This is a genomic window from Pseudomonas nitroreducens (assembly GCF_014204515.1).
Taxonomy (GTDB): Bacteria; Pseudomonadota; Gammaproteobacteria; order Pseudomonadales; family Pseudomonadaceae; genus Pseudomonas; species Pseudomonas nitritireducens_A.
Window position 1 is genome coordinate 133,302 of sequence record NZ_JACHLI010000003.1, and the last position, 26,209, is coordinate 159,510.

At 66.7% G+C, this 26,209-nt stretch carries 27 protein-coding genes; 10 read left to right on the plus strand and 17 right to left on the minus strand.

Translation table 11 applies throughout. The features are described 5' to 3' along the window. Positions 1-141: 141 nt before the first annotated feature. The 5 genes from ydcS (at position 142) to HNP46_RS05415 (ending at position 5,812) form a co-directional block, all read left to right on the plus strand. A complete protein-coding gene (gene ydcS, locus HNP46_RS05395; protein WP_184586552.1) occupies positions 142-1,290 on the plus strand; it encodes a putative ABC transporter substrate-binding protein YdcS in 1,149 nt (382 codons plus the stop codon). A gap of 211 nt (positions 1,291-1,501) precedes the next feature. Next, positions 1,502-2,521 carry an ABC transporter ATP-binding protein gene (locus HNP46_RS05400; RefSeq protein WP_184586554.1) on the plus strand — a complete coding sequence of 340 codons (1,020 nt, stop codon included), beginning with the start codon at positions 1,502-1,504 and terminating at the stop codon, positions 2,519-2,521. Continuing rightward, a complete protein-coding gene (locus tag HNP46_RS05405) occupies positions 2,518-3,420 on the plus strand; it encodes an ABC transporter permease (RefSeq protein ID WP_184586556.1) in 903 nt (300 codons plus the stop codon). The genes HNP46_RS05400 and HNP46_RS05405 overlap by 4 nt, the downstream gene beginning before the upstream one ends. Then, positions 3,410-4,231 (plus strand): ABC transporter permease, encoded by an 822-nt coding sequence (locus tag HNP46_RS05410; RefSeq protein ID WP_184586558.1) that lies wholly within the window; start codon positions 3,410-3,412, stop codon positions 4,229-4,231. The genes HNP46_RS05405 and HNP46_RS05410 overlap by 11 nt, the downstream gene beginning before the upstream one ends. 156 nt (positions 4,232-4,387) lie before the next feature. Then, on the plus strand, positions 4,388-5,812 hold the full coding sequence (locus tag HNP46_RS05415; RefSeq protein WP_184586560.1) for a gamma-aminobutyraldehyde dehydrogenase: 1,425 nt from the start codon (positions 4,388-4,390) through the stop codon (positions 5,810-5,812). Positions 5,813-5,977: 165 nt separating this feature from the next. On the opposite strand, the gene HNP46_RS05420 is transcribed toward HNP46_RS05415, so the two are convergent. The 6 genes from HNP46_RS05420 to HNP46_RS05445 all read right to left on the minus strand — a co-directional run bounded on the left by HNP46_RS05420 (position 5,978) and on the right by HNP46_RS05445 (position 11,375). After that, positions 5,978-6,682 carry a type 1 glutamine amidotransferase gene (locus tag HNP46_RS05420; protein ID WP_184586562.1) on the minus strand — a complete coding sequence of 235 codons (705 nt, stop codon included), beginning with the start codon at positions 6,680-6,682 and terminating at the stop codon, positions 5,978-5,980. Positions 6,683-6,862: 180 nt separating this feature from the next. After that, positions 6,863-7,201: a ribonuclease E inhibitor RraB gene (locus HNP46_RS05425; protein ID WP_184586564.1), complete on the minus strand. Its 339-nt coding sequence runs from the start codon at positions 7,199-7,201 to the stop codon at positions 6,863-6,865. A 277-nt stretch (positions 7,202-7,478) separates the two neighbouring features. After that, complete coding sequence (locus tag HNP46_RS05430; protein WP_184586566.1) at positions 7,479-8,162, minus strand: hypothetical protein; 684 nt, start codon at positions 8,160-8,162, stop codon at positions 7,479-7,481. Positions 8,163-8,195: 33 nt separating this feature from the next. Next, a complete protein-coding gene (locus HNP46_RS05435; RefSeq protein ID WP_184586568.1) occupies positions 8,196-8,957 on the minus strand; it encodes an SDR family oxidoreductase in 762 nt (253 codons plus the stop codon). Further along, positions 8,954-9,916, minus strand: a complete 963-nt coding sequence (locus HNP46_RS05440; RefSeq protein ID WP_184586570.1) for an alpha/beta hydrolase — start codon at positions 9,914-9,916, stop codon at positions 8,954-8,956. The genes HNP46_RS05435 and HNP46_RS05440 overlap by 4 nt, the downstream gene beginning before the upstream one ends. Beyond that, the gene (locus HNP46_RS05445) at positions 9,900-11,375 is read right to left on the minus strand and encodes a flavin-containing monooxygenase (protein WP_184586572.1); all 1,476 of its coding nucleotides are present in this window, start codon (positions 11,373-11,375) and stop codon (positions 9,900-9,902) included. Before HNP46_RS05445 ends, HNP46_RS05440 begins: the two co-directional genes overlap by 17 nt. Before the next feature lie 130 nt (positions 11,376-11,505). On the opposite strand from HNP46_RS05445, the gene HNP46_RS05450 reads away from it, so the two are divergent. Beyond that, on the plus strand, positions 11,506-12,522 hold the full coding sequence (locus tag HNP46_RS05450; RefSeq protein WP_184586574.1) for an AraC family transcriptional regulator: 1,017 nt from the start codon (positions 11,506-11,508) through the stop codon (positions 12,520-12,522). Between the two features lie 19 nt (positions 12,523-12,541). Here HNP46_RS05450 and HNP46_RS05455 read toward each other — a convergent pair whose 3' ends face one another. The 3 genes from HNP46_RS05455 to speE form a co-directional block, all read right to left on the minus strand. Next, the gene (locus HNP46_RS05455) at positions 12,542-13,327 is read right to left on the minus strand and encodes a sulfite exporter TauE/SafE family protein (protein ID WP_184586577.1); all 786 of its coding nucleotides are present in this window, start codon (positions 13,325-13,327) and stop codon (positions 12,542-12,544) included. A gap of 230 nt (positions 13,328-13,557) precedes the next feature. Then, positions 13,558-15,633, minus strand: a complete 2,076-nt coding sequence (locus tag HNP46_RS05460) for an LTA synthase family protein (protein WP_184586579.1) — start codon at positions 15,631-15,633, stop codon at positions 13,558-13,560. A 305-nt stretch (positions 15,634-15,938) separates the two neighbouring features. Continuing rightward, positions 15,939-16,799 carry a polyamine aminopropyltransferase gene (gene speE, locus HNP46_RS05465; RefSeq protein WP_184586580.1) on the minus strand — a complete coding sequence of 287 codons (861 nt, stop codon included), beginning with the start codon at positions 16,797-16,799 and terminating at the stop codon, positions 15,939-15,941. A gap of 181 nt (positions 16,800-16,980) precedes the next feature. Between speE and HNP46_RS05470 the strand changes: the two genes are divergently transcribed. Beyond that, the gene (locus HNP46_RS05470; protein ID WP_184586582.1) at positions 16,981-17,886 is read left to right on the plus strand and encodes a DNA-3-methyladenine glycosylase family protein; all 906 of its coding nucleotides are present in this window, start codon (positions 16,981-16,983) and stop codon (positions 17,884-17,886) included. Positions 17,887-17,888: 2 nt separating this feature from the next. After that, positions 17,889-18,365, plus strand: a complete 477-nt coding sequence (locus HNP46_RS05475) for a methylated-DNA--[protein]-cysteine S-methyltransferase (RefSeq protein WP_184586583.1) — start codon at positions 17,889-17,891, stop codon at positions 18,363-18,365. A 12-nt stretch (positions 18,366-18,377) separates the two neighbouring features. Here HNP46_RS05475 and HNP46_RS05480 read toward each other — a convergent pair whose 3' ends face one another. Together HNP46_RS05480 and HNP46_RS05485 are read right to left on the minus strand one after the other, a co-directional pair. Next, entirely contained in the window at positions 18,378-18,911 is a 534-nt protein-coding gene (locus HNP46_RS05480) for a methylated-DNA--[protein]-cysteine S-methyltransferase (RefSeq protein ID WP_260403094.1), read from the minus strand. Positions 18,912-18,935: 24 nt separating this feature from the next. Continuing rightward, entirely contained in the window at positions 18,936-19,514 is a 579-nt protein-coding gene (locus HNP46_RS05485) for a helix-turn-helix domain-containing protein (protein ID WP_184586587.1), read from the minus strand. 67 nt (positions 19,515-19,581) lie between these two features. Between HNP46_RS05485 and HNP46_RS05490 the strand changes: the two genes are divergently transcribed. Beyond that, positions 19,582-20,109 carry a dihydrofolate reductase family protein gene (locus tag HNP46_RS05490; protein WP_184586589.1) on the plus strand — a complete coding sequence of 176 codons (528 nt, stop codon included), beginning with the start codon at positions 19,582-19,584 and terminating at the stop codon, positions 20,107-20,109. A gap of 312 nt (positions 20,110-20,421) precedes the next feature. On the opposite strand, the gene HNP46_RS05495 is transcribed toward HNP46_RS05490, so the two are convergent. The 6 genes from HNP46_RS05495 to aroC form a co-directional block, all read right to left on the minus strand. Further along, the gene (locus tag HNP46_RS05495; RefSeq protein WP_184586591.1) at positions 20,422-20,613 is read right to left on the minus strand and encodes a PLDc N-terminal domain-containing protein; all 192 of its coding nucleotides are present in this window, start codon (positions 20,611-20,613) and stop codon (positions 20,422-20,424) included. 72 nt (positions 20,614-20,685) lie between these two features. After that, positions 20,686-21,369, minus strand: a complete 684-nt coding sequence (gene mtnC, locus HNP46_RS05500) for an acireductone synthase (RefSeq protein WP_184586593.1) — start codon at positions 21,367-21,369, stop codon at positions 20,686-20,688. A 134-nt stretch (positions 21,370-21,503) separates the two neighbouring features. Next, the gene (locus HNP46_RS05505) at positions 21,504-22,049 is read right to left on the minus strand and encodes a 1,2-dihydroxy-3-keto-5-methylthiopentene dioxygenase (protein ID WP_184586595.1); all 546 of its coding nucleotides are present in this window, start codon (positions 22,047-22,049) and stop codon (positions 21,504-21,506) included. Positions 22,050-22,084: 35 nt separating this feature from the next. Further along, positions 22,085-22,711: a methylthioribulose 1-phosphate dehydratase gene (locus HNP46_RS05510; RefSeq protein WP_184586597.1), complete on the minus strand. Its 627-nt coding sequence runs from the start codon at positions 22,709-22,711 to the stop codon at positions 22,085-22,087. Next, entirely contained in the window at positions 22,695-23,855 is a 1,161-nt protein-coding gene (locus HNP46_RS05515) for an MFS transporter (protein ID WP_184586599.1), read from the minus strand. Before HNP46_RS05515 ends, HNP46_RS05510 begins: the two co-directional genes overlap by 17 nt. A 74-nt stretch (positions 23,856-23,929) precedes the next feature. Beyond that, entirely contained in the window at positions 23,930-25,021 is a 1,092-nt protein-coding gene (gene aroC / locus HNP46_RS05520) for a chorismate synthase (protein WP_184586601.1), read from the minus strand. A 123-nt stretch (positions 25,022-25,144) separates the two neighbouring features. On the opposite strand from aroC, the gene HNP46_RS05525 reads away from it, so the two are divergent. Beyond that, positions 25,145-26,176 (plus strand): alpha/beta hydrolase, encoded by a 1,032-nt coding sequence (locus HNP46_RS05525; RefSeq protein ID WP_184586603.1) that lies wholly within the window; start codon positions 25,145-25,147, stop codon positions 26,174-26,176. The last annotated feature ends 33 nt before the right edge of the window (positions 26,177-26,209 follow it).

Consider the following 26,209-nt stretch of genomic DNA (forward strand, 5'->3'; position numbering starts at 1 on the left):
CAGAACTACGCTGCAAGAGCGCGTCCATTCCGCTATGGACCCGCAGCGGTCAACGGAGGTGCCAATTTTCTGCGCGCTGGTTCCGCAGTGGCTCCCACAACGAAGAACAACAGGAGTCCGTCCATGTCATCTGTGTCTTTAATGAAAGTCGCGACGCTGGCCTTCGCCGGCGTCAGCCTGCTTTCCAGCGCCAGCCTGCAGGCCGCCGAGGAGCTCAAGCAGCTCGGCCAGCCCGAGGGCGCACTCGATATCATTGCCTGGCCCGGCTACATCGAGCGCGGCGAGAGCGACAAGAACTACGACTGGGTCAGCCAGTTCGAGAAGGACACCGGCTGCAAGGTCAACGTGAAGACCGCCGCCACCTCCGACGAGATGGTCAGCCTGATGGCCAAGGGCGGCTACGACCTGGTCACCGCCTCCGGCGACGCCTCGCTGCGGCTGGTCTACGGCAAGCGCGTGCAGCCAATCAACATCGCCCTGGTGCCCAACTGGAAGAACGTCGACAAGCGCCTGCAGGACGCGCCCTGGCACACGGTGGACGGCAAGCACTACGGCACGCCCTACCAGTGGGGGCCGAACGTGCTGATGTACAACACCAAGGTCTTCCCCAAGGCGCCGGACAGCTGGAGCGTGGTGTTCACCGAGCAGAAGCTGCCCGACGGCAAGAGCAACAAGGGTCGCGTGCAGGCCTATGACGGGCCGATCTACATCGCCGACGCGGCGCTCTACCTGAAGACCGCCGAGCCCAAGCTGGGCATCCAGGACCCGTACGAACTCAACGAGGAACAGTACGCCGCCGCCCTCAAGCTGCTGCGCGGGCAGCAGAAGCTGATCCACCGCTACTGGCACGACGCGACGGTGCAGATGAGCGACTTCAAGAACGAAGGCGTGGCCGCCTCCGGCTCCTGGCCCTACCAGGTGAACGCGCTGGAAGGCGAGAAACAGCCCATCGGCTCGACCATCCCCACCGAGGGCGTCACCGGCTGGGCCGACACCACCATGCTGCACGTGGACGCCAAGCACCCGGTGTGCGCCTACAAGTGGCTGAACTGGTCGCTGGAGCCCAAGGTGCAGGGCGACGTCGCCGCCTGGTTCGGCTCGGTGCCCGCCTCCCCCGGCGGCTGCACCGGCAGCCAGCTGCTCGGCGCCCAGGGTTGCGCCACCAACGGCTACGACCAGTTCGAGCGCATCGCCTTCTGGAAGACCCCGCAGGCCAAGTGCTCCCAGGGGCAGTGTGTGCCGTACAGCCGGTGGACGCAGGATTACATTGCGATCATGGGAGGCAGATAGATCCCCACGATGAGGCCCCGTTGATCCCGTAGGAGCGGACCTTGTCCGCGAAATCCTCGAACCGCGTTGCGTTGGTTCAGGTTTCGCGGACAAGGTCCGCTCCTACATTGAGCACCTTTCCGTACCCGGCAGAGAAGCGCCCTTCCCAAGCGCCCTTCCCGCCATGCGCTACCTTTTCTGATGCACCCCCGCCATTCAGGTAGCCCGCAGCATGACCACAGCCGTCCAGTTCACCGACGTCAGCCGTCACTACGGCGAGGTGCGCGCCGTCGATGCGGTGTCCATCGAGATCCGCGACGGCGAGTTCTTCTCCATGCTCGGCCCTTCCGGCTCGGGCAAGACCACCTGCCTGCGGCTGATCGCCGGCTTCGAGCAACCCACCTCCGGTTCCATCCGCATCCATGGCGCGGAAGCGGCCGGTTTGCCGCCCTACGAGCGCGACGTCAACACGGTGTTCCAGGACTACGCGCTGTTCCCACACATGAACGTACTGGATAACGTCGCCTACGGCCTGAAGGTCAAAGGCGTGGCCAAGGCCGAGCGCTACCACCGCGCCGAAGAAGCCCTGGGGATGGTCGCCCTGGCCGGCTACGGCAAGCGCAAGCCGGCACAGCTCTCCGGCGGCCAGCGCCAGCGCGTGGCCCTGGCTCGCGCGCTGGTCAATCGTCCGCGCGTGCTGCTGCTGGACGAACCCCTCGGCGCGCTGGACCTGAAGCTGCGCGAGCAGATGCAGGTGGAGTTGAAGAAGCTGCAACGCCAATTGGGCATCACCTTCATCTTCGTCACCCATGACCAGGGCGAAGCGCTGTCCATGTCCGACCGCGTGGCGGTGTTCAACAAGGGCCGCATCGAGCAGGTCGATACCCCGGCCAATCTGTACCGCCGCCCCGCCACGCGCTTCGTCGCCGAGTTCGTCGGCACCGCCAACGTGCTGCGCGGCGACCTCGCCCAGCGCCTGCTGGGCGAAGCGCGCCCACACTCGCTGCGCCCCGAGCACGTGCGCTTCGGCCGCGCCGGCGAAGGCGAGCTGGAAGTCAGCGGCACCCTGTTCGACGTGCAGTACATGGGCGCCAGCAGCCGCTACGAGATCGAACTGGAAAACGGCGTGCGCCTGGTGGCCGCCCTGCCCAACGGCGAGCGCGAGGAGCAGCGGCCCAAACCAGGCGATTCGGTGACTGCCTTCTGGGCACGCAGCGCGCTGGTGCCACTGCTGGAAGAGCCGCCGTCATGAGGGCGATCTCCAGTTTCCTCTACCGGCGCAGCACGCTCTACCTGCTGATGCTGCTGATCCCGCCGCTGCTGTGGTTCGGGGTGATCTACATCGGCTCGCTGTTCGCCCTGCTCTGGCAGAGCTTCTACACCTTCGACGACTTCACCATGGCGGTGACCCCGGACCTGACCCTGGCCAACTACCAGGCCCTGTTCAACCCGGCCAACTATGACATCGTCCTGCGCACCTTCAGCATGGCGATTGCCGTGTCGGTAGCCAGCGCCGTCCTCGCCTTCCCCGTCGCCTACTACATGGCGCGCTACGCCGGGCCGAAGGAGAAGGCCTTCTTCTACATCGCGGTGATGCTGCCGATGTGGGCCAGCTACATCGTCAAGGCCTACGCCTGGACGGTGATCCTGGCCAAGGGCGGCATCCTCTACTGGGTCATCGAGCACCTGCACCTGCTCGGTGTGCTCGACCTGCTGCTGGAAGTGCCCGGCGTGGGCGGCAACACCCTGTCCACCTCGCATATCGGGCGCTTCTGGGTGTTCACCTACATCTGGCTGCCGTTCATGATCCTGCCGATCCAGGCCGCCCTCGAACGCCTGCCGCCGACGCTGCTGCAAGCCTCGGCGGACCTCGGCGCGCATCCGCGGCAGACCTTCTTCCAGGTGATCCTGCCGCTGGCCTTCCCCGGCGTGGTGGCCGGCTCGATCTTCACCTTCAGCCTGACCCTGGGCGACTTCATCATCCCGCAACTGGTGGGCCCCAGCGGGCTGTTCATCGGCACCATGGTCTACGTGCAGCAGGGCGCGGTGGGCAACATGCCGCTGGCGGCGGCCTTCACCCTGGTGCCCATCGTGCTGATCGCCGTCTACCTGTCCATCGCCAAGCGGCTGGGGGCTTTCGATGCGCTCTGATGCCCATTCCACCGACCGTCCCTCCTGGTTTCTGCGCCTGGCGGCCTGGGGCGGGCTGGTGTTCCTGCACTTCCCGATCCTGGTGATCCTGCTCTACGCCTTCAACACCGAGGAGTCGGCCTACAGCTTCCCGTTGCAGGGCTTCACCCTGAAGTGGTTCAGCATCGCCTTCCAGCGCGGCGACGTGCTCGATTCGATCTGGCTGTCGGTGAAGATCGCCTGCGTCGCCACGCTGATCGCCATGCTCCTCGGCACCCTGGCCGCCGGCGCGCTGTACCGCCGCGACTTCTTCGGCAAGGAGAGCATCTCGCTGATGCTGATCCTGCCCATCGCCCTGCCCGGCATCATCACCGGTATCGCCCTGCTTTCGGCGTTCAAGACACTGGGCATCGAACCAGGCTTCCTGACCATCGTCATCGGCCACGCGACCTTCTGCGTGGTGATCGTCTACAACAACGTGATCGCCCGCTTCCGCCGCACCTCCTTCAGCCTGATCGAGGCGAGCATGGACCTGGGCGCCGACGGCTGGCAGACCTTCCGCTACATCATCCTGCCGAACATCGCCACGGCGCTGCTGGCCGGCGGCATGCTGGCCTTCGCCCTGTCGTTCGACGAGATCATCGTCACCACCTTCACCGCCGGCCACGAGCGCACCCTGCCGCTGTGGTTGCTCAACCAGCTGACCCGCCCGCGCGACGTGCCGATCACCAACGTGGTGGCCATGCTGGTGATGCTCGCCACCATGCTGCCGATCCTCGGCGCGTACTACCTGACGCGTGGCACCAGCGATGTGGCGGGGAGTGGCAAATGACTCTGTGCCAAGCGCCCCCTCCCTAGCCCTCCCCCTGAAGGGAGAGGGGACTGGATCGGCGCAGGAGGAAACCCAGGTTTCAGCCGGCACGAACAGCTCCCTCTCCCTTCAGGGAGAGGGTTGGGGAGAGGGAAACCCACTGACGGAGGAGCCCCCATGCAAACCAAACTCCTGATCAACGGCCAGTTCGTCGCCGGCGAAGGCGCGCCGCTGGATATCCTCAACCCGGCCACCGGCGGCGTGATCGGCCAGATCGCCGAAGCCAGCGAAGCCCAGGTGGACGCCGCCGTGCGCGCCGCCAACGCCGCTTTCGACGGCTGGTCGCAGACCGCGCCGAAAGACCGCGCCATGCTCCTGCTGCGCCTGGCCGACCGCATCGAGGAACACGCCGAGGAACTGGCCAGGCTGGAATCGGACAATTGCGGCAAGCCCTATGCCGCCGCGTTGAACGACGAGATCCCGGCCATCGCCGACGTGTTCCGCTTCTTCGCTGGCGCCTGCCGCGTGCTGCCCGGCTCCGCCGCCGGGGAATACCTGCCCGGCTTCACCTCGATGATCCGCCGCGACCCGGTGGGCGTGGTCGCCTCCATTGCGCCGTGGAACTACCCACTGATGATGGCCGCGTGGAAGCTCGGCCCGGCCCTGGCCGCCGGCAACTGCGTGGTGCTCAAGCCCTCCGAGCAGACGCCGCTGACCGCCCTGCGGGTAGCCGAATTCATCGCCGAGCTGTTCCCCGCCGGCGTGGTCAACCTGGTGTTCGGCCGCGGCCCCAGCGTGGGCGCGCCGCTGGTCAGCCACGACCTGGTGCGCATGGTCTCGCTGACCGGCTCGGTGGGCACCGGCAAGGCCATCATCAAGAGCGCCGCCGACAGCGTGAAACGCCTGCACATGGAGCTTGGCGGCAAGGCCCCGGTGATCGTCTTCGACGATGCCGACCTGGAAGATGTGATCGCCGGCATCCGCACCTTCGGCTTCTACAACGCCGGCCAGGACTGTACCGCCGCCTGCCGCATCTACGCCGGCAAGAAGGTCTACGACAACTTCGTCGCCGACCTGGCCAGCGCGGTATCGAGCCTCAAGACCGGGCTGCAGAACGACCCGGATACCGAGCTCGGCCCGCTGATCACCGCCGCCCAGCGCGACCGCGTGTCCGGCTTCGTCGAGCGCGCCAAGGCCAGCCCGCACATCCAGATCGCCACGGGCGGCAGAATGGTCAGCGGCAACGGCTTCTTCTACGAACCGACGGTGGTGGCCAACGCCCAGCAGGACGACGAGATCGTCCGCCGCGAAGTGTTCGGCCCGGTGGTGTCGGTGACGCCGTTCAGCGATGCGGACGAGGCAGTGCGTTGGGCCAACGACTCCGACTACGGGCTGGCCTCGTCGGTGTGGACCAGGGACGTCGGCCGCGCCTCACGGGTGGCCGCGCGCCTGCAGTACGGCTGCACCTGGGTGAACACCCACTTCATGCTGTGCAGCGAGATGCCCCACGGCGGCTTCAAGCAGTCCGGCTACGGCAAGGACCTGTCCATGTACGGCCTGGAGGACTACACCGTGGCGCGGCATATCATGTTCAAGCATTGAGCGGGCGCTCCTACAGGAGAGCACCATGCCCAGCCCAGGAGCAGATCCCGTAGGATGGGTGGAGCCTAAGCGATACCCATGCTGTCGACGCCCGGGAATCGATGGGTATCGCTACGCTCCACGCCATCCTACGAAGTGCACCATGAGTGCGAAGCGAGGCGCCGATCAGACCAACCCGGCCAGCTTCAGCCAGTGCTGGTAGAACCCCTCCGCCACTCGGTTCATCGCTGCCACGCGCTGCGGCAGGTCGGCCAGCATAACTTCGGCGCTTTCCTGGCTCGGCTGGCTGGGGTCGAGGTATTCCGGGAAGCCGTTGACCCAGTCGCTGACCAGCTCTTCGGTCATTTCCGGGTGCCCCTGCAGGCCGAGGATGCGCTCACCGAAGCTGAATGCCTGGTTCTCGCACCAGGGGCTGGACAACAGGCGGGTGGCACCTGCGGGGATGTCGAAGGTATCGCCATGCCACTGGTAGATCGGGAATTCTTCCGGCAGGTGCGCCAGCCATGGGCTCTGCCCTTCCTCGCGGCGCATCGGCTGCCAGCCCAGCTCGGTGTACGGCAGACGATGGATATCGGCGCCCAGCGCCTTGGCCAGCAGCTGGCCGCCCAGGCAGTGGCCGATCATCGGCACGTCGCGCGCGATGAAGCGGCGGATCGCGGCGATTTCGTCACGCAGCCACGGCAGGTCGTCGTTCACGCTCATCGGCCCGCCCATGATGGCGACGGCCTTGGGCCGCTCCAGGTCGTAGCCTTGCAGCTCGCCCAGGTCGGCGCGGCGCACCTCGAACGGCAGTTGCAGACGGTCGAGCAGCGCCCCCAGATGGCCGGGCGGGCAGAAATCGACGTGGGTCAGGATCAGGATATCGGTCATGGTCACCTCCGCGCGGCAGTCTGCCCCATCGCAGCCGGCGGGGGAACCTGGCGTACCCGCAAGGGTGTGCTTGCAGACCCGCCCACGACAAAGCGCGCCGTCACCCGAGGCAACGGCGCGCAATGGATTTTGCGGGTAGAAGATCGGCCGCCCGTCGAGCGGCTCAACGACGTGCTGCGATCAACGCAGGGAAGTGACCTCCTGGGTCACGCCCCAGCCATCGAGAATACCGCCCAGTGGCAGCACGACTTCCTCAAGATCGTGCTCGAAATCGCCGATGGCGGCGTGGGTGGCGAACATCACCTTGCTGATCTGCAGGCTCCAGCCGCCGTCATCGCGGGCTTCGACCTGGGTTCTCAGCGATTCGCCGCGAAACTGCCGGGCAGCTTTGCGGGCGTTCTGTTCATCGGAAAAGATGGCGAAAAAATCGATGGGATGAATGCGAGCGAAATCGAAGCCACCTTCCTTCATCCGGCGCAACACGTTGACGCTGATATCCTCCGAGAGGGGCTTTTCCATGGTACGCACCTCCTGTCGAGACGTTCAGAGTGTATTCCCCGCCAACGAACGCACCCTGGGCGGGCGCGTTCCGGGCACTTCAGTGTGCCGCCGGGAAACGTCAAATGCCGCAACGTCCCCCGAAATGGTGGCCAACTCCGCCGAACGCGCCGAGCGGCGCAGCGGAATTCCCCGGCCACATCTTCCAGCGTAGCGTCTGCGCAAGCGCCTTGCCGCTCCTTTGATGCCATGTGCCGCTCGGCGGCGACAGGCGGCAGAGACGCGCAACCCCGCGCCGCTAGCCGCCCAGCGCGATGCACAGGCCGGTCATGGCCACGCCCAGCGCCATGAAACCCAGCGCACCCGGCCAGGGCGAATCGCCGGCCCAGCGGCTGAGCAGCCAGCCCAGGCCGAACAGCATGGTCACGCCGATGCCCTGGGCCAGGCGCAGCGCCAGCAGGTCGTCGGGCACCAGCCACAGCGGCAGGATCAGCGGCAGGGTGATACCGGTGACCAGCAGCACGATCAACAGCGCCGCCAGCCAGATTTCCGCGCCGCCATGGCGCAGTTCTCCGCAGCCCAGCTCGGAACCCATCAGGCGCTGACGCAGCCGCCAGACCTCCTCCGGCTCCAGCACGGCCACCAGGCGCGGCGGCAGGAATTCCTCCAGGCCGTCGCGGAAATCCGTGTCGCTGGAAGTCCGCCGCAGGGCACGCAGGCGACCGTGCTGGTGCACCCGCTCGACCCGCAGGCGCACCAGCAGCATCAACGCGTCCACCAGGCCCCACGCCAGGTTGCAGCCCAGCGCGGCGACGATCAGGTCCTGCCGGGTCGCCCCGGTGCTGGCAGCGGAGATCACCGAGATGATGGTCAGGGTCATGATCACCCCGTAGGTCATCTCGCTGATGCGATCGAAGGGCGAAGTGATGTCCTGCAGCATGCGCTGCCAGGACGATGGCTGGGGTTCCGGGATTGGCTGCATGGGACGGCCTCCTCTGCCGCCCCTGCAGTCTACTCAGGCGCGGCTGAGCCAGGCCATCACCCAGCGGTTGATCGCCGGCGGCGACAGCTGGCCGGACCAGTACATGGCGCGGAACAGCGCGCCGATCGGCCGGTGCACACCGCCGCTGCGGGCCTGGCGCCAGGCCGCGCGGGCGATGTCCTCGGCGACCAGGGTGACGCCCAGGCGGCGCAGCACCGGCGGCTCGAAGGTCTGGCTGGCGACCATCGGCGTGCGCACGAAGGGCGGCATCAGGTCGGCCACACGGATGCCGTGGGCGCGCCATTCCAGTTCCAGCGCCTCGGTCAGCCCGCGCACGGCGAACTTCGACGCCGAGTAGCTGGCCATCTGCGGCACGCCATAGAGGCCGGAAGCCGAGCCCATGTTCAGCACCTGCGCGCCGGGCGTGCGCTTGAGGTAGGGCAACGCGGCATAGCAGCAATTGAGCACGCCCTGCACGTTGATGGCGATGATGCGGTTGTGCTCGGCCAGGCTGATGTCCTCGAAGTGACCGAAGCGCAGGATGCCGGCGCAATTGAACAGCAGGCGCAGGTGGCCATCGTGGGCCTGGGCGAACTCGCTCACCGCCGCGGCCACCGCCTCGCCGTCGGTGACGTCCAGCGCGCGCTGCCAGGCGCCATCCAGTTCGGTGGAGAGCGCCGCCAGCGGCTCGGGATTGAGGTCGATCAGACCGACGCGCCAGCCGTTGCGGTGGAACAGTTTCGCGGTGGCGGCGCCGATGCCGGAGGCCGCCCCGCTGATCAGGATGGTGTTCATCGATGCGCTCCTTGCGTCGAAGCGGATTGCAGGTGCTTGGCGAGGAAATCGGCGACGTCCTGCAGCGCGCGGTCGGCCACGTCCAGCAGCCCGGCATGGGCCTGGAACACATGCCAGCAACCCGGGAAACGCTGCAACTGGACGACGTTGCCAGAACGCCGCGCCGCATCGGCGAAGCGCAGGCTGTCGTTGCGTAGCACCTCGTCTTCGCCGACCTGGATCAGCAGCGGCGGCAGTTCGTCCAGATCGGCGTAGAGCGGCGACAGCCGGGCGTCCGCACGCGGCAGGTCGGGCGGGCAGAACATCTGCATGGCGCTGTCCATCCAGGCGCGGGTGATCAGTGGATCGCCGGCTGCCGGTGCGTGCAGATACTCAGCGGATAGATCGGTCACCGGTGAGAAGGTCACTAGCGCGCCCGGCGCGGGCAGGCCTTGCGCCCTGGCCTCCAGCGCCAGCTGCAGGGTCAGGTGGCCACCGGCGGAATCCCCGGCCACGGCGATGGCGTGTGCGGGGATGCCCTTGTCCAGCAGAGCACGGTAAGCCGCCACGGCGTCCTCACGCTGGGCTGGAAAGCGATGCTCGGGCGCCAATCGATAGTCGATCACCCAGACCTCGGCCTGGCAGAGCCGCGCCAGGTTGGCGGTGATCGCCCGGTGCGTGGCCGGCGAGCCGATCAGGTAGGCGCCGCCGTGCAGGTAGAGGATCACCCTGCCCTCGCCCCCGCCTTGCGGTCGCCAGACTTCGGCAGGCACGCCTCCCAGGGTCGTCTGCTCGCGGTGCACGCCACGGGGCGTCAGCGTGGCGGCGGTCAGGCCGCGCAGCAGCGCGCGCTGGGCCTTCACCGGCAACTGCGGGCCCATCAGCCCACGGAACAGCAGGTTGAGCACGCCGCGCAGGGTGGCGGTGAGCACTTTTTGCTGGGTCGACAGCGGTACCACGGGTTCAACGGATGCAGTCATAGTCGGCGAACTCCGGCTGACGGGTCTGTTGGCGGTAACGGAAGGTGAAGCCCGGCCAGTTCACGGTGTTGCGGCCACTGGCGGTCTTGTACCAGCTGCTGCAGCCGCGCTCCCAGATAGTGTGCTGCAAGTCGTGCTGCAGCTGGCGGTTGAAGCCCTGCTGCACCTGCGGCTTGAGGTCCAGGTATTTAAGACCTTCGCGCTGGATCCGCTGCAGGCAGCCGAGCACGTAGGGGAACTGGCTCTCCAGCATGTAGATGATGGAGTTGTGCCCCAGGTTGGTGTTCGGCCCGTAGAGGATGAAGAAGTTGGGGAAGCCGCTGACGCTGATGCCCTTGTAGGCCTCGGCGCCGTCGCTCCAGGCCTGGTTCAGCTCGCGCCCGGCGAGGCCGGTGATGCGCATCGGCGCGAGGAATTCGGTGGCGGCGAAACCGGTGCCATAGATGATGGCGTCTACCGGATGACGCACGCCGTCGCGGGTGACGATGGCGTCCTCGGTCACCTCGCTTATACCGCTGTCCACCAGCTTCACGTTGCTGCGCGCCAGCGCCGGGTAGTAGTCGTTGCTGATGAGGATGCGCTTGCAGCCCATGGGATAGTCCGGCTGCAAGCGAGCACGCAGCTGCGGGTCGCTGATGCTTTTGCGCATGTGCAGGTGGAAGCTGATCCGCATGAATTTCATCATCGGCGGGAACACGGTGAAGGCCAGTGCGCGGGCCTCGTGCTGGATGTACTTCAACCCACGGTCCAGGCGCTGCAACCAGGGCAGGCTGGCCTTGATACGACGCTCCCAGTCGGCGTAGGGGCGATCCGGCTTGGGAATCACGTAGGCGGCGCTGCGCTGGAACAGCAGCAGCTCGGCCACTTTCGGGGCAATCTGCGGGACGAACTGGATGGCGCTGGCGCCCGTGCCGACCACCGCCACGCGCTTGCCGTCCAGCGGCGTGGCGTGGTCCCACTGCGCGGAGTGGAAGGCCTTGCCCTGGAAGCGTTCGATGCCCGGCAGCTTGGGGATCAGCGGGCGGCTGAGTTGTCCCAGCGCGCAGACCAGCGACTGGGCGCGCAGCTCCTCGCCGTCGGCGCAGGTCACCCGCCACTCACCGACCGCTTCGTCGAAATTCGCCTCACGCACTTCGCAGTTGAAGCGGATGCGTTCGCGCAGGCGGTACTTGTCTGCGCAATGGCGGGCGTAGTCGAGGATTTCCGTCTGCGGCGCGAACTTGCGCGACCAGTCGGCCTTGGGTTCGAAGGAGAAGGAATACAGGTGCGAAGGCACGTCGCAGGCGGCGCCCGGATAGACGTTCTCGCGCCAGCAGCCGCCGACCTCGGCGGCCTTTTCGAGGATCAGGAAATCGTGGATGCCGACCTGCTGCAGGCGGATCGCCAGACCCAGGCCGGCAAAGCCGGCACCGATGATCAGCACGCGCGGGGCGGCCGGTCGACGGGAAGGTGTTGTCATTGTTGTGCTCCCGGTTTCGTAGTCCGCACAGCGGCGGATGACACCATCCTAGTGCGACTTTCTCCTGCGGGTTATGGCATAGTCGGACATAAAATTGTGACTTTCGGTCACCCTGCCTTGCGAGATTCCGATGCCCGCCACCCCGCCCTGGTCATCCCGGCGCAGCGCCATCAGCGTGCAGCTCATGACCCAGTTCGCCCTCGACCACGGCATGACCCTGGAGCAGTGCCTGGACGGCACCGGGCTGGACATCGGCGTACTCGCCGACCCTGGCGCGGAGGTCGAGGCCGCCCAGGAGCTGGAGCTGCTGCGCAACATCAACCGGCACATCGGCCAGCGTCCCGGCATCGGCCTCAAGGCCGGGCTGCGCTACCACCTCAACACCTATGGCATCTGGGGTTTCGCCCTGCTCAGCAGCTCGACCTTCCTCAGCGCCGCACACCTGGGCCTGCGCTATCTGGACCTGACCTACGCCTTCCACCGCATGACGCTGGAGGAGCACGACGGCGAGGCGCACCTGCTGCTGGACGACTCGGCGGTGCCCGAAGACCTGCGTGACTTGCTCATCGACCGTGACGGTGGCGGCGTGCTGCGCATCCAGCGCGATCTCACCAACCAGCCACCGCCGATCCGCCAGGCGCTGTTCCGCCGCGAAGCGCCCGCCGACCTGCAGCCCTACATCGATGAACTGGGGGTGAAGCCGCTGTACGGCCAGGTGGAGAACCGCATCATTTTCGACAGCCGTATCCTCGAACTGCCGCTGCCGGGCGCCAACCCGGAGGTGGCGAGGCGTTGCGAGGAACAATGCCGCGCCCTGCTCGCCCGGCGACAGGTGCGCACCGGGCTGTCCGGGCAGATTCGCGACCGCCTGCTGGGCACGCCGGGACGCCTGCCGGACATGGAGCAACTGGCGGACGAACTGCACATGACTTCGCGCACACTACGGCGCCGGCTGGAGAGCGAAGGCAGCAGCTATCGCACCTTGCTGGACGAGGTACGCCAGGCGCTGGCCGAGGAACTGCTGGCCACCGGGGCGATCCGTCTGGAGGAGATTGCCGAGCGGCTCGGTTATGGCGAGGTGTCGAACTTCATCCACGCCTTCCGCCGCTGGAAAGGCGTCTCGCCGGGGCGTTTCCGCCGCGGTTGAGCGTTCTGGAAGTGAGCGTTCAGAACACCAGCTTGTAGCCGATCATCGCCAGCATCACCGCCAGACACGGCCGCAGGATGCCATCCGGGATGCGCCCGGCCAGGTGGCTGCCGACGTAGATGCCCGGCAGCGAGCCGATCAGCAGGTAGCCCAGCAGGCCCCAGTCCATGTTACCCATGCTGGCGTGGCCGAGACCGGCGACCAGGGTCAGGGGCACGGCGTGGGCGATCTCGGTGCCCACCAGACGGCGGGTGGCGAGGAACGGATAGAGGATGAACAGCGCCACGGTACCCAGCGCGCCGGCGCCGATGGAGGTCAGCGCGACCATGCCGCCGAGGATGGCGCCGGTGATGACGGTCAGGGTGTTCAGCTTCGAGCCGCTGAAGTGGAAGCTGTCGCCGGCATGGCGCTGGGCGAAGGCCAGCACCTGCTTCTTGAACAGCACGGCCAGCGCGGTGAGCAGCAGGACGACGCCCAGGGCATTCTTGATCACGGCATTCATGGCCGCGGTGTCGGTGTGCAGGCTGTGCAGGAACAGCAGCGTCAGCGCTGCGGCCGGGACACTGCCCAGGGCCAGCCAGCCGGTGATGCGCCAGTCGATGTTGTCGTTCTTGCGGTGAACCAGGACGCCGCCGGACTTGGTGATGGCGGCATAGAGCAGGTCGGTCCCCACCGCGGCAGCGGGGTTGATGCCGAACCAGAGCAGGATCGGCGTCATCAGCGAACCGCCGCCGACACCGGTCATTCCCACGATAAAGCCAACGACAAGACCCGCGATTACGAAACCGATATTGCCAACATCCATCTACGCGTCCTGACTGGCGAAACTGATCACCTCGTGGTGTGGCGGCGAGGATAACCAGTTTTCTTATAATCCATTAGACCGATATGGTCTTAATTTATAACTGCATTCTACAGCTCGCCGCCCGCGGAATATTGATCCGAATCCTCCCTTGGCGCAGGTCGGTACAGGTCTCAAGTCCTTCCGGCATAACGAAAAAGGGGCCCGAAGGCCCCTTTTCGCTGATCACGCGATCACTTCACATCAGGCTTGCCGTCGACCACACCGGTCTTGTTGTCCAGCAGCGCCTGGGTTGCGGTCTGGATGAAGGATTCCAGACGGCCCTTCATCTCCGCCTGCTCAGGCGTGTTGTCGATGCGGGTCACGCCGAAGTCCTTGCCCAGCTTGTAGTCGTAGACACGGATATCGCCTTCCTTGGGCTTGATCAGGATGCGATTGCCGTAGACCAGCGCCACGTCCTGGCCGCTGCCCGAGGGCTTGATCATGCCGAAGCCCTTGTCGCCTTCGGGCAGGTTCAGCAGGTCGCGACCCCAGCACTGGTGGCGCGCTTCGCCGCCCAGGCGACCCATGATGGTCGGCACGATGTCGATCTGGGTGCCGACGGTATCGCGGGTTGCACCGAACTTCTCCTGGATGCCGGGCGCGATGACCAGCAGCGGCACGTTGAAGCGGAACAGGTCCATCTCGGTCAGCTGCTCGGGGGTACCGAAGCCATGATCGCCGACGACCACGAAGATGGTGTCCTTGTAGTACGGCGATTTCTTGGCCTTCTCGAAGAACTGCCCCAGCGACCAGTCGGAGTAGCGCATCGCGGTCAGGTGCTCGTCCAGGCTGCCGTAACCGGTGACCTTGTCGACCGGCAGATCCTTGGGCAGTGCGTAGGGCACGTGGTTGGACAGGGTCTGCAGCAGGGCATAGAACGGCTTGCCGGTGGCTTCGAGCTTGTCCAGTTCTTCGTTGCCGCGGGCGAACATGTCCTGGTCGGACACGCCCCAGGTCGGGTCGGAGAACACCGGATTGACGAAGTCGTTGCGGCCGATGAAGGTGGTCATGCTCTGGTTGGCGAAGAAGCCGGACTGGTTATCCCAGGCGAAGTCGCCGTTGTAGACGTAGACGTCCTCGAACTGGCGCGCCGACAGCAGCTGCGGCAGGCCGGAGAACTTGTGGCCACCCTCGGGCGTCTGCATCAGGTATTCGAAGCCCGGCAGGTTGGGGAAGCACGCCATGGTGGCGAACATGCCCTGGTGGGTGTGGGTGCCGTTGGAGAAGTACTGGGTGAACAGCAGCCCTTCCTTGGACAGTTTGTCGAAGTTCGGCGTGATGTTGCCCGGAGCGCCCAGGGCGCCGACATAGTGGCCGGCGAAGCTTTCCATCAGGATCACCACGACGTTCTTCACCGGCAGGGTGCCATCGGCCGGCGGCGTGTAGTCGCGGCGGATCGGCGCGTCGTCGGCGTCGACCAGCTTGTCGTCGGGCATCACCAGCATCTTGCGCACGGTGGCCAGGGCCTGGTCCTTGGGCAGGGTCGACTTCCAGATATTGTCGCGGTCTTCGGAGAAGCGGCTCTCGGCGGCCTTGATCAGGCTCAGGGTGCCGTTCAGACCCAGCTGGTTGGCGAACTGCGAATCCGTGGTGAAGGCATCGCCCCAGCGCAGCGGCGGGCCCTGGCGCAGGGTGCCGCGGGCAGCGACGACGCACAGCACGATCATCACCAGCAGCACGGCCACACGCACATACCAGGCGGCCGCCGCCTGGCCGCTGGCGGCCGGGCGGGTGGCGCGGTCGATGCCGCGGAACACCAGGTACAGCAGCCAGGTGGCGAATGCCCACGCCAGCAGGTAGCGAACCACCGGGTAGCCGTACCAGATCATGCTCATGACCGTCTTCGGGTCTTCGGACATGTACTGGAACACCAGGCTGTTCAGGCGCTGGTGGAATTCCCGGTAGAAGTCCATCTCCAGCACGCCGAGGAACAGCGTCAGACTGGCCGCGAGGGTCAGCCAGGCCTTCCACAGCCAGCGCCAGCCCATGGCACGCACGCTGGCAATGGCGAACACCAGCGGCGCGACGATGTAGACCACGGCGCGGATGTCGAAGCGCATGCCGGTAAGGAAGGCTTCGACGAAGGTGGAGGCCGGCGTGGTGCCGATCAGCTCGCGGTTATAGATGAACAGCGCCAGGCGCAGCAGGGAATACATCACCATCAGCGCGACGACGCTGAGCGCGGTGAACGCCAGGTGGCTGGACACGGTGGGCCGCGTGAGGCTCGCACCGGTCTGGCGGTTGTTCAGGACTTCTGATTGGCCCATTTCTTGGTTCCGTTGTGAACGTTCGGGTTCGAGGGCGCATCGCCATGGCGGGCAGCAAGGAGTGCCCGCGCGAGCGCGAAAGGCTGCGGCATTACACCGCAAAAGCAGCGGCGACGCATTCTATTGTGTGCCGCTTAAGCGGACCTTAAGCCTGGCCGGGGAATCGTTTCGCGATGATACGAACGAAGACCGTCGCCGAGCGCAGCCGCCAGAAGGCGGACAGGCTGCCGGACGGGCTGTGAAGAAAATGTCGCGGCGAGGGACTCGGCCGCGCTGCAGGCAGGCTGCAGCGCCTTGCCGGGTGATCAGTCGTTGGCCGGCTTGCCGATGGCCTGCAGCACGTACTGCGGCAGGGCGAAAGCACCCTGGTGGATGGCCGGGTTGTAGTAGCGGGTCTGGATGCCGCTGGCGGCGAAGCGCTGGGCCAGGGTGGCCACGTCGACCTGGCGCAGCGCCGGGTTGGTCGAGCCCCAGGCGAAGGTCATCGAGCCGCCGATGTAGGTCGGCACCGCCGCCTGGTAGAAGTGCCAGTCGGCGAACAGGCCGTTCATCCGGCCGGCGGTGTTGCGTACGGTGTCCAGCTGCATGAACGGCGTGCCGTTCTGCGTCACCAGCACGCCGCCGTCGTTCAGGCAGCGGTGGCAGGCCTGGTAGAAGTTCTCCGAGAACAGCACCTCGCCCGGACCGATCGGGTCGGTGGAGTCGGAGATGATCACGTCGAACTTCTCGGTGGTGGTGGCAACGAAGCGCATACCGTCGTCGATCACCAGGTTCAGCCGTGCATCGTCGAAGGCGCCCTGGGAGTGGTTGGGCAGGAATTCCTTGCACATGTCGACCACGGTGCCATCGATCTCGACCATGGTGATGTGCTCAACGCTGGCGTGCTTGGACACCTCGCGCAGCATGCCGCCGTCGCCGCCGCCGATGATCAGCACGCGCTTGGCCGCACCATGGGCGAGGATCGGCACATGGGTGAGCATCTCGTGGTAGATGAACTCGTCGGCCTCGGTGGTCTGGATCACGCCGTCCAGCGCCATCACCCGGCCCATGCGGGCGTTCTCGAAGATCACCAGGTGCTGGTGCTCGGTGCGCACCTCGTGGAGCATCCTGTCGACGCTGAAACGCTGGCCATAGCCGTCGTAGAGGGTTTCCTGGTAATCGTGCATGCAGTGGGCTCCCGTCGGGACAAGACAATAGGAGGGAGCGGACGCGCCGCCCCGAAAGAGGCGCGCATTCTACGTGGCCGGGGATGACAGGTCGAACCCTGCTGTCGGCGGCGCGATGCAGGGCAATTTGAAAGTCAGCCACGGGACGACAGCCCGCCGCGCAACAGGTAATGTCGCCGCCATGAACAGCACACTCATCCACCTGCCCTACCACGCCCCCTGGAACTGGCAGCAGTTCCACGAGCACTTCGCCCTGCGCAGCCTGGCCGGCGTCGAATGCCTGTCGCCGCGACGCTACGCCCGCAGCGTGCGGCTGGGCGCGGACAGCGGCTGGTTCAGCGTGACGCCGCTGGAGGAATCCGCCGAACTGGAACTGCAGCTGCACCTCCCCGCCGCCCATACCGAGACACTCACCGCGCGGGTGCGCAAGATGTTCGACCTGGACAGCAACCCCGCGCACATCGCCGCACACCTGGGCGACGACCCCGTGCTCGGCCCGCTGCTGCGGCAAGCCCCCGGCCTGCGCCTGCCCACCGCGTTCGATCCGTTCGAGCAGGCGGTGCGCGCCATCGTCGGCCAGCAGGTCACGGTGAAAGCCGCCGTGACCATCGTCGGACGGCTGGTGCAGCGCCTGGGTGAAGCCTTGCCTGGCCCTTCCTTATCCGATGAGGCTGAAGGTCAACCGACGCGACTGTTTCCCACTCCACAAGCCCTGGCCGAAGCGGACCTGGCCGGCATCGGCATGCCCGGCAAGCGTGTGGAGACGCTGCAGCGCTTCTCCGCCGCCTGCGCCAGCGGCGCACTGGCGCTACACGTGGACGACGGCGCCGAGGACCTGGTGCAGCGCCTCTGCGCCCTCCCCGGCATCGGCCCGTGGACGGCCGAATACGTCGCCCTGCGCGCCTTCGGCGATCCGGACGCCTTCCCCGCCGCCGACCTGGGCCTGCTCAAGTCGCCGGTCTGGGGCAGCGAAGGCATCACTGCCCGCGAACTGCAACGCCGCGCCGAAGCCTGGCGGCCCTGGCGCGCGTACGCCGCCGTCTACCTGTGGCACGCCTATTCCCAGGCCGGCCGCACCGGAGGATGACCATGCACTACCGCTACCACGACAGCCCCACCGGCCGCCTGCTGCTGGCCGGCGACGAAGCCGGCCTGCGCATGCTCTACATGGACCTGGAAACCCGCCACTACCCCGAGCCGGACTGGCAACAGGGCAGCCCGTTGCTGGACGACGTGGCGCGGCAGCTGGACGAGTACTTCGCCGGCAAGCGCCAGCGCTTCGACGTGAAGCTGAATACCGGCGGCACCGAGTTCCAGCGCCAGGTCTGGCAGGCGCTGCTGGAGATTCCCTACGGCTACACCACCGTCTATGCCGAACTGGCGCGGCGCATCGGCCGGCCCAGGGCGATCCGCGCGGTGGGCACGGCCAACGGCGCCAACCCGATCAGCATCATCGTGCCGTGCCACCGGGTGATCGGCAGCAACGGCAGCCTCACCGGCTACGCCGGCGGTCTGCCGCGCAAGGAGCTGCTCTTGCGCCTGGAGGGTGCGCTGGAGTCGAGTTAGGGGAAATCCGGCCTAGAAGTCGAAAGCGCCCTGCGCCGCCTGCGGGTCCACATAGCCCTCCAAGGCCAGCATGCGCATCTTCGAAGTGCTGCCGCCCGGCGCGGAGAAGCCACCGGTCCTGCCGCCACTGGCGAGCACGCGGTGGCAGGGAATGATCAGCGGGACCGGATTGGAGCCCATCGCCTGGCCCACCGCGCGGGACAGGCCGACATCGCCCAGGCGCCGGGCGATCTCGCCGTAGGTCGTGGTTTCGCCGCGGCCGAGCTGGAGAATGTCGTCGTAGACACGTCGGTGGAAATCGCTGACCGCCGACAGGTCCAGCGGCAGGTTGTCGAAGGACACCGCCTCGCCCCGCGCATAGCCCAGGATCAGCTGGCGCGCTTCGTCGATGAAGGCCGGCCACTGGGCGGTCTCGCTGCCCAGCTTGTCGAAGCGCTCGCGCACGCTGTGCACCGAATCCCCCGGCAGGTAGGCGCGCGTGATCCCCTGCGGGCTCCAGGCGAGCCCGAACCAGCCGAGGTCTGTTTCGATCAGGCAGTAATGCATCGAAAGAGTTTCCATGCCTGAGCCTTATCCCGCAAGCCTCTCCGCCTTCAGCACGACGTCGCACCAGCGCCGCAACTCGGCGCCGATGGCACTGGCCGGATCGCCCTGGCGCTCGAAGGCCCACCACAGTTGCGCACCCTGCCACTGGCTGGCCATCAGCCGACCGAGTATGGGTTGCCGTTGCGGGTCATCGCTCAGTCGCCTGCCCAGGGCTCCGGCCAAGGCCGCGCCCCATTGCGCACCACGCTCGCGCAGCTGCGCATCGCGCATGTCCTCGCGCAGGATCAGCAGGCCCTCGGCGTAATCCGTCTCGCCCTCGCCCACCGGGAACATCGCCACCAGCATCTGCACCGCGCCCTCCGGACTCAGCTCGGCGCTCGCGTCGAGCTGCGCGGTCTGCTCGTCCAGCCGGTCCCAGGCGCGCAGCAGCACGGCGCGGAGGAATTCCGCCTTGGTCGCATGCCGCTGCACCAGCGTCGCGGCGGACAAACCCACCTCGCGCCCCACGGCAGCGAAGGTCACCGCCTCCGGCCCTTGGCGCACCATCAGCGCCATGGCGGCATCGAGTATCGCTTCGTCGCTGACCGATTTGGTTCGAGCCATGCCACCCTCTTTTATAAATGAACATTCATTTATATATTGGTGCAGAGCTTACCCAAGGAGACCCCGCATGGCCAGGATTCTCGGCTACATCGCCAGCAGCCTCGACGGCTTCATCGCCACCCCGCAGCACGGGCTGGACTGGCTGTTCAAGCATGACCAGCTGCAACTGGGCGAACATGACTACAACCTGTTTCTCCGGCGTATTCGCACCGTGGTCATGGGCCGCGCGACCTACGACTTCCTCGCCGCCGATCCCGGCCCGTGGCCCTATGCGGAACAACGGGTGCTGGTGGTGACCTCGCGCCCTATCGACACCCCGAAGGGCCCGCTGCAGACCCGCAGCGATATCGACGCGCTGATCGCGGAGCTGCGTGCGCTGGACGACGGTGATGTCTGGATGCTCGGCGGCGGCCAGCTGCAGATGGCCTTCCTGCAGCGCGGGGCGCTGGATGAGCTGGAAATCTACGTGATGCCGGAAATCATCGGCGGCGGCTTTCCGCTGTTTCCCGCGACTGGTTTGCGGGCATCGCCGACGTTGCTATCGGCCAGGGTCATCGAGCCGGGCTGTGTGCGGATGCATTATCGGTTCGATTGACGGGAGCCCCGGCGCGGGGCGGTTCGCGAGCAAGCTCGCTCCTACAGCCCAGCCCTACACCGGTACCCCTTCGTAGGGCGCATAACCCGGCACGGGTTATCTGCCGATACCATGACGGCGGATAACGCTGGCGTGTTATTCGCCCTACGAGAGTCCCGCAGAATCACTCCCGTAGGAGCGGACCTTGTCCGCGAAATCCATCGCGGCGGAAGCGGTAGCCATAGGCATATGCAGTCGACGATCGCCGATTGGCGATTCGCGGACAAGCTCCGCTCCCACCGGGGAACCGGAGAGCGGAGCCGGGCTCGCCACTCAGATCTTCACATTCCCCTTGGGCCCGGCAATCGCCCAGATCAACAGGCCCAGCAACGGCAGGATGACGATCACCAGGATCCAGATGATCTTGATCGGCATCTCCGCACCGCTTTTCAATACGCTGATGATGGCCCAGATATCCAGGGCGAAGATGATCAGGCTGATCAAGCCACTCAGGGTAGAGCCCATGCTGAAGGTCCTTATGGGAGTCGGTTGTACCGTTCAGCATAGCCGCCCGCGCGGCAAGGCGATGGACGCGGCTCAGACCCGCGCCGGATCGATCAGCGCGAAGCTCGCCACCGTCTCGTGGCCTTCCAGTGCGCCGCCTTCGCGGGCCAGGCCGACGGTCTGCATCCCGGCCTGCTGCGCGGCGTCCAGCTCCTGCACCACGTCGGAGAGGAAGAGGATGTCCTCGCCGGGCAGGCCGATGGCGGCGGCGATGCGACGGTAGGACTCGGCCTCGCGCTTGGGCCCGCTGGTGGTGTCGAAGTAGCCGGAGAACAGCGGCGACAGGTCGCCTGCCTCGGAGCAGCCGAAGATCAGCTTCTGCGCCTGGATCGAGCCGGAGGAATAGACGTACAGCCGATAGCCTTCGGCGTGCCAGTGGCGCAACGCGTCGACGGCGTCCGGGTAGACGTGGCCCTTGAGCTGGCCGGCGCGGTAGCCCTGCTCCCAGACCATGCCCTGCAGCGCCTTGAGCGGCGTGGCCTTGCGGTCTTCGGCAATCCAGCCGAGGAGGATGTCGATGCAGCGTTCGGTATCGGCGCTCGCCTCGCCGCTTTCAGCACGCACGGCTGCCAGTTGTTCGGCCACCGCCGGTTCGGCGGCATGCTCGCGCACGTAGTCCGGCAGGTGCGCGGCGGCATAGGGAAAGAGCACGTCGAAGACGAAGCTGACCGCGCTGGTGGTGCCTTCGATGTCGGTGAGGATGGCTTTGATGGGCATGGGAACTCCAGGAGAACTGACCGGCTCGTGCAGGAGCCCCTCTCCCCCGCCCTCTCCCTTCAGGGAGAGGGCTAGGGAGAGGGTGGTTCAGGTTAAAGACCGTCGCTGAACACGAGCGCGGTCGCTCAATGCTGTCAGTCTTCCAGCAACGGAAAGCGCTTGGCGATCCCGTCGCCGGTGAACTTCGCGACCCAGCCTTCGGCATTGTTGAACAGGCGAATGGCGACGAAGTGCGGCCGCTCGCCCATGTCGAACCAGTGGCGGGTCCCGGCGGGCACCGAGATCAGGTCGTTCTTCTCGCACAGCACGGCGTAGACGTGATCCTCGATGTGCAGAGTGAACAAACCGCGGCCGGCAACGAAGAAGCGCACCTCGTCCTCGCCGTGGCGATGCTCGTCGAGGAACTTGGCGCGCAGCTCATCCTTCTGCGGATGGTCGGCGCTCAGGCTGACCACGTCGACGGTGACGTAGCCCTCCTCGTCCTGCAGGCGGCGAATCTCGTGCTGGTAGGCGGCGATCACCGCTTCCTGGCTGGCGCCGGGGACGATGGGTGCGTTGGCCGCCCAGCGCTGGAAGCGGATGCCCAGCTCGGCCAGGGTGGCGGCGATGTCCTCGGCGTGGGTCAGCAGCTTCAGCGGCTGCTCGGGATTGGATTCGTGGTAGACGGTCAGGCTGCTCATGGGCGTTATCCTTCTTCAGCTATCGCCGGATTCGCTCAGCGTGTGCCGCCGCGAAGGCTCAATACTTTCAGTTCACATTCGAAGAGGAATTCGAAGGCTTCGATCTGGCGCAGGGCATCGGCCATGCGTGGGCCCCAAGTGTACAGGCCGTGGCCGCGGATCAGGTAACCGGGGCAGTCCGGGTGCGCCTCCAGCCAGGGCTGCACCTGGGCGGCCAGGCGGGCGATGTCCTGGTCGTTGTCGAAGATCGGCACGGTGATGTGACCTTCGTGGGTGGTGACGCCGGCAAAAGCCTTCTGCAGCTCGTAGTCCTGCAGCTCCAGGCGGTCGCCAGCGGTGAGGCGCGACAGCACGGTGGCGTTCACCGAGTGGGTGTGCAGCACCGCGCCGATCTCCGGGCGCCAGGCGTAGAGCTGGGTGTGCAGCAGGGTTTCTGCCGAGGGCTTCTTGCCCGGCTCCAGGCTGTTGCCGGAGAGGTCGGTTTCCAGCACGTCGTCCACGCCCAACTGGCCCTTGTGCTTGCCGGACACGGTGAGCAGCGCGCGGTCAGCGGCCAGGCGCGCCGAGTAGTTGCTGCTGGTGGCCGGCGACCAGCCGCGGCCATAGAGGAAGCGCCCGGCCTCGATGATCTGCTGGGTCAGGTGTTCACGGGTGGCGTGCATGCGGGTCCTCGTTCAGACGGGTCCAGATGATCAGGGCGGCCGCCAGCGCGGCCACGCTGGCGATGGCGAAAGTCCAGGCCGGGCCAAGACTACCCCAGCTGTAGCCGGAGTAAAGCGCGCCGAGCGCGCCACCGGTACCGGCAAGCGCGGCGTAGAGCGCCTGGCCCTGCCCCTGCTGGCGCGCCTGGAAGCTGCGCTGGACGAAATGGATGGCCGCGGCGTGGAAGCTGCCGAAGGTCGCCGCGTGCAACAGCTGGGCGCAAAGTAGCACCGCCAGGTGCCCGGCCAGCGTCCCCAGCAGCAGCCAGCGCAACGCCGCCAGCAGGAAGCTCGCCGCCAGTACCTGGCGCAGGGAGAAGCGCTTGAGCAGGCGCGGCATGATCAGGAACAGCAGCACCTCGGCGACCACGCCCAGCGCCCAGAGCTGGCCGATCAGCCCACGGGCGTAGCCGAGGGATTCCAGGTGCAGGGTCAGGAAGGTGTAGTACGGGCCGTGGGACAGCTGCATCAGGCACACGCACAAATAGAAGGCGAGCACGCCTGGGCTGCGCAGCTGCTTGAGGAAGCCACCGGCATCGGCTTCATCCTGCCGCGCCGGCGGCTGGGCGTTGGGCACCCACCAGCTGGCGCCGACGATGCCGAGCATGATCGCCAGCAGCGCCAGCGGGTAGGCATCCAGGCTGGCAAACTCGAACAACCAGCCCAGGCCGACCACGGTGCAGATGAAGCCGATGGAGCCCCACAGCCGGATGCGGCTGTAGCTCTCGGTACGCCCGCTCAGGTGGGCCAGGGTGATCACCTCGAACTGCGGCAGCACGGCATGCCAGAAGAACGCATGCCCGGCCATGATCAGCGCCAGCCAGGCATAGCTGTGGCCGAGGAAGATGCCGGCGAAGCACACCGCCGTGCACACCGCGCCGAAACGCACGATGGCCAGGCGCTGGCCGCTGCGGTCGCCCAGCCACCCCCACAGGTTCGGCGCCACACAGCGCATCAGCATGGGGATGGCGACCAGCTCGCCGATGCGCGCCGCCGGGAATCCCAGGTGATGGAAATACAGCGCGAGGAACGGCGCCGTCCCGCCCAGCAGGCAGAAGTAGAAGAAGTAGAAACTGGACAGGCGCCAGTAAGGGACAGCAGCCACAGGCTACAGGCGGCAGGCTTCAGGCGAGAGCCGCTTTAACCTGCAGCTTGCCGCCTGTGGCCTGCAGCCGCCATTCACAGCTGGCCGAGCACCGGGGTGCCGACTTTCACATCGGCATTCTGCGCGCGATTACGCAGCAGGTGGTCGAGCAGCACGATGGCCATCATCGCCTCGGCGATGGGCGTGGCGCGAATGCCCACGCACGGGTCGTGGCGGCCCTTGGTGATCACGTCCACCGGGTTGCCGTCGACGTCGATGGAGCGGCCGGGGGTGGTGATGCTGGAGGTCGGTTTGAGCGCCAGGTGGGCGATGATCGGCTGGCCGGAGGAGATGCCACCGAGGATGCCGCCAGCGTTGTTCGACAGGAAGCCTTCCGGAGTCAGCTCGTCACGATGCTCGGTGCCGTGCTGGGCGACGCTGGCGAAGCCGGCGCCGATTTCCACACCCTTCACCGCGTTGATGCTCATCAGCGCGTGGGCCAGTTCGGCGTCCAGGCGGTCGAAGATCGGCTCACCCAGGCCTGGCGGCACGCCTTCGGCGACCACGGTGATCTTCGCGCCGACCGAGTCCTGGTCACGGCGCAGCTGGTCCATGTAGGCCTCCAGCTCCGGCACCTTGTCCGGGTCGGGGCTGAAGAAGGCGTTGTCTTCGACGCTCTCCCAGGTCTTGAAGGGGATTTCGATCGGGCCGAGCTGGCTCATGTAGCCGCGCACGGTGATGCCCATGCCCGCCAGGACCTTCTTGGCGATGGCGCCGGCGGCCACGCGCATGGCGGTCTCGCGCGCCGAGGAACGGCCGCCGCCGCGGTAGTCGCGAACACCGTACTTGTGGTGGTAGGTGTAATCGGCGTGGGCCGGGCGGAACAGGTCCTTGATCGCCGAGTAGTCCTTGGACTTCTGGTCGGTGTTGCGGATCAGCAGGCCGATCGGGGTGCCGGTGGTCTTGCCCTCGAACACGCCGGAGAGGATTTCCACCTCGTCGGCTTCCTGGCGCTGGGTGGTATGGCGGCTGGTGCCGGGCTTGCGGCGGTCCAGGTCGCGCTGCAGGTCTTCCAGGGAAATCGCAAGGCCGGGCGGGCAGCCGTCGACGATGGCGACCAGCGCCGGGCCGTGGCTTTCGCCAGCGGTGGTGACGGTGAACAGCTTGCCGTAGGTGTTGCCGGACATGCGAGGCTCCGCGAAAAGACTGGGATTCGAAAAGGCCGAGCAGTATACCTGCGTCAATCCGCCCTGCGAACCTTCGCCGCCCGCGAGGATCAAAGCGCCATCAGCCCCATCGTGAAGTCATCGATGCGCCGTCTTGCCCTGCTCTGCCTCGTATTCCTCACCTCTCTCGCCCAGGCCGCCCCCACCAGCATCCTGCAGCGCCCCTATGATCTGGACACCGGTCACGGCGTGCTGCGCGGCACGATGCTGCTGCCGCAGACGCAGAGCCCACCGCCGGTGGCCCTGCTGATCGCCGGTTCCGGCCCCACCGACCGCGACGGCAACAACCCCGAGGGCGGGCAGAACGCCTACCTGCGCAAGCTGGCCGAGACCCTGGCGGAAAACGGCATCGCCAGCGTGCGCTACGACAAGCGCGGCGTGGCCCGCAGCCTGCCGGCGGCGCCGCACGAGGAAGAGCTCAGCGTCGACGCCTACGTCAACGACGTGGTGGCCTGGAGCGACAAGCTGGCCCAGGACCCGCGCTTCGGCCGGCAGATCCTCATCGGCCACAGCGAAGGCGCGCTGATCGCCAGCCTCGCCGCCCCGCGAACCCACGCCGAGGCGCTGGTGGCCCTGGCCGGCAGCGCCCGGCCGATCGGCGAGGTGCTGCGCGAACAGCTGCAGGGCCGCCTGCCGCCGCCCCTGCTGGCGCAGGCCGACCAACTGATCGAAGGTCTGCAGGCCGGGCAACTGCAACCCCGCGTGCCGGAGCCGCTCAAGGTGCTGTTCCGTCCCAGCGTGCAGCCTTACCTGATCTCGCTGTTCCGCCAGGACCCGGCCCGCGCCTTCGCCGACCTCAAGCTGCCGACCCTGATCCTGCAGGGCAGCAATGACATCCAGGTCGGCGTCGAGGACGCCGAGGCGCTCAAGCGCGCCAAGCCCGACAGCGAGCTGTTCGTGATTTCCGGGATGAACCACATCCTGCGCATCGTCCCGACCAGCGGGCCGCAGCAGTTGGCCTCCTACAACAACCCCAACCTGCCGCTGGCCCGCGAGCTGGTGCAGCGCCTCACGACTTTCATCCGGCACGCGCAAAGCCTGCCCGGCAGTACCCTGGCCGGGACCGACGGCGCTTCTGGAGCGAACGTCTCAAGAAATCCGCCGGTGCGTCGATAAACCACGGGAGAGCCCTGGCCACGCCCGCCAGGC

Bases quoted from the DNA above. Each gene is read 5' to 3' on its own strand.
- HNP46_RS05400 (WP_184586554.1), top strand. From the start codon at position 1,502: ATGACCACAGCCGTCCAGTTCACCGACGTCAGCCGTCACTACGGCGAG.
- HNP46_RS05485 (WP_184586587.1), bottom strand. From the start codon at position 19,514: ATGGCTCGAACCAAATCGGTCAGCGACGAAGCGATACTCGATGCCGCC.
- HNP46_RS05445 (WP_184586572.1), bottom strand. From the start codon at position 11,375: ATGACAACACCTTCCCGTCGACCGGCCGCCCCGCGCGTGCTGATCATC.
- HNP46_RS05420 (WP_184586562.1), bottom strand. From the start codon at position 6,682: ATGACCGATATCCTGATCCTGACCCACGTCGATTTCTGCCCGCCCGGC.
- HNP46_RS05435 (WP_184586568.1), bottom strand. From the start codon at position 8,957: ATGAACACCATCCTGATCAGCGGGGCGGCCTCCGGCATCGGCGCCGCC.
- HNP46_RS05415 (WP_184586560.1), top strand. From the start codon at position 4,388: ATGCAAACCAAACTCCTGATCAACGGCCAGTTCGTCGCCGGCGAAGGC.
- HNP46_RS05480 (WP_260403094.1), bottom strand. From the start codon at position 18,911: ATGCATTACTGCCTGATCGAAACAGACCTCGGCTGGTTCGGGCTCGCC.
- speE (WP_184586580.1), bottom strand. From the start codon at position 16,799: ATGCACGATTACCAGGAAACCCTCTACGACGGCTATGGCCAGCGTTTC.
- HNP46_RS05505 (WP_184586595.1), bottom strand. From the start codon at position 22,049: ATGAGCAGCCTGACCGTCTACCACGAATCCAATCCCGAGCAGCCGCTG.
- HNP46_RS05430 (WP_184586566.1), bottom strand. From the start codon at position 8,162: ATGCAGCCAATCCCGGAACCCCAGCCATCGTCCTGGCAGCGCATGCTG.
- HNP46_RS05410 (WP_184586558.1), top strand. From the start codon at position 3,410: ATGCGCTCTGATGCCCATTCCACCGACCGTCCCTCCTGGTTTCTGCGC.
- HNP46_RS05405 (WP_184586556.1), top strand. From the start codon at position 2,518: ATGAGGGCGATCTCCAGTTTCCTCTACCGGCGCAGCACGCTCTACCTG.
- HNP46_RS05490 (WP_184586589.1), top strand. From the start codon at position 19,582: ATGGCCAGGATTCTCGGCTACATCGCCAGCAGCCTCGACGGCTTCATC.
- HNP46_RS05470 (WP_184586582.1), top strand. From the start codon at position 16,981: ATGAACAGCACACTCATCCACCTGCCCTACCACGCCCCCTGGAACTGG.
- HNP46_RS05525 (WP_184586603.1), top strand. From the start codon at position 25,145: ATGCGCCGTCTTGCCCTGCTCTGCCTCGTATTCCTCACCTCTCTCGCC.
- HNP46_RS05460 (WP_184586579.1), bottom strand. From the start codon at position 15,633: ATGGGCCAATCAGAAGTCCTGAACAACCGCCAGACCGGTGCGAGCCTC.
- HNP46_RS05495 (WP_184586591.1), bottom strand. From the start codon at position 20,613: ATGGGCTCTACCCTGAGTGGCTTGATCAGCCTGATCATCTTCGCCCTG.
- ydcS (WP_184586552.1), top strand. From the start codon at position 142: ATGAAAGTCGCGACGCTGGCCTTCGCCGGCGTCAGCCTGCTTTCCAGC.
- mtnC (WP_184586593.1), bottom strand. From the start codon at position 21,369: ATGCCCATCAAAGCCATCCTCACCGACATCGAAGGCACCACCAGCGCG.
- HNP46_RS05510 (WP_184586597.1), bottom strand. From the start codon at position 22,711: ATGCACGCCACCCGTGAACACCTGACCCAGCAGATCATCGAGGCCGGG.
- HNP46_RS05425 (WP_184586564.1), bottom strand. From the start codon at position 7,201: ATGGAAAAGCCCCTCTCGGAGGATATCAGCGTCAACGTGTTGCGCCGG.
- aroC (WP_184586601.1), bottom strand. From the start codon at position 25,021: ATGTCCGGCAACACCTACGGCAAGCTGTTCACCGTCACCACCGCTGGC.
- HNP46_RS05440 (WP_184586570.1), bottom strand. From the start codon at position 9,916: ATGACTGCATCCGTTGAACCCGTGGTACCGCTGTCGACCCAGCAAAAA.
- HNP46_RS05455 (WP_184586577.1), bottom strand. From the start codon at position 13,327: ATGGATGTTGGCAATATCGGTTTCGTAATCGCGGGTCTTGTCGTTGGC.
- HNP46_RS05475 (WP_184586583.1), top strand. From the start codon at position 17,889: ATGCACTACCGCTACCACGACAGCCCCACCGGCCGCCTGCTGCTGGCC.
- HNP46_RS05450 (WP_184586574.1), top strand. From the start codon at position 11,506: ATGCCCGCCACCCCGCCCTGGTCATCCCGGCGCAGCGCCATCAGCGTG.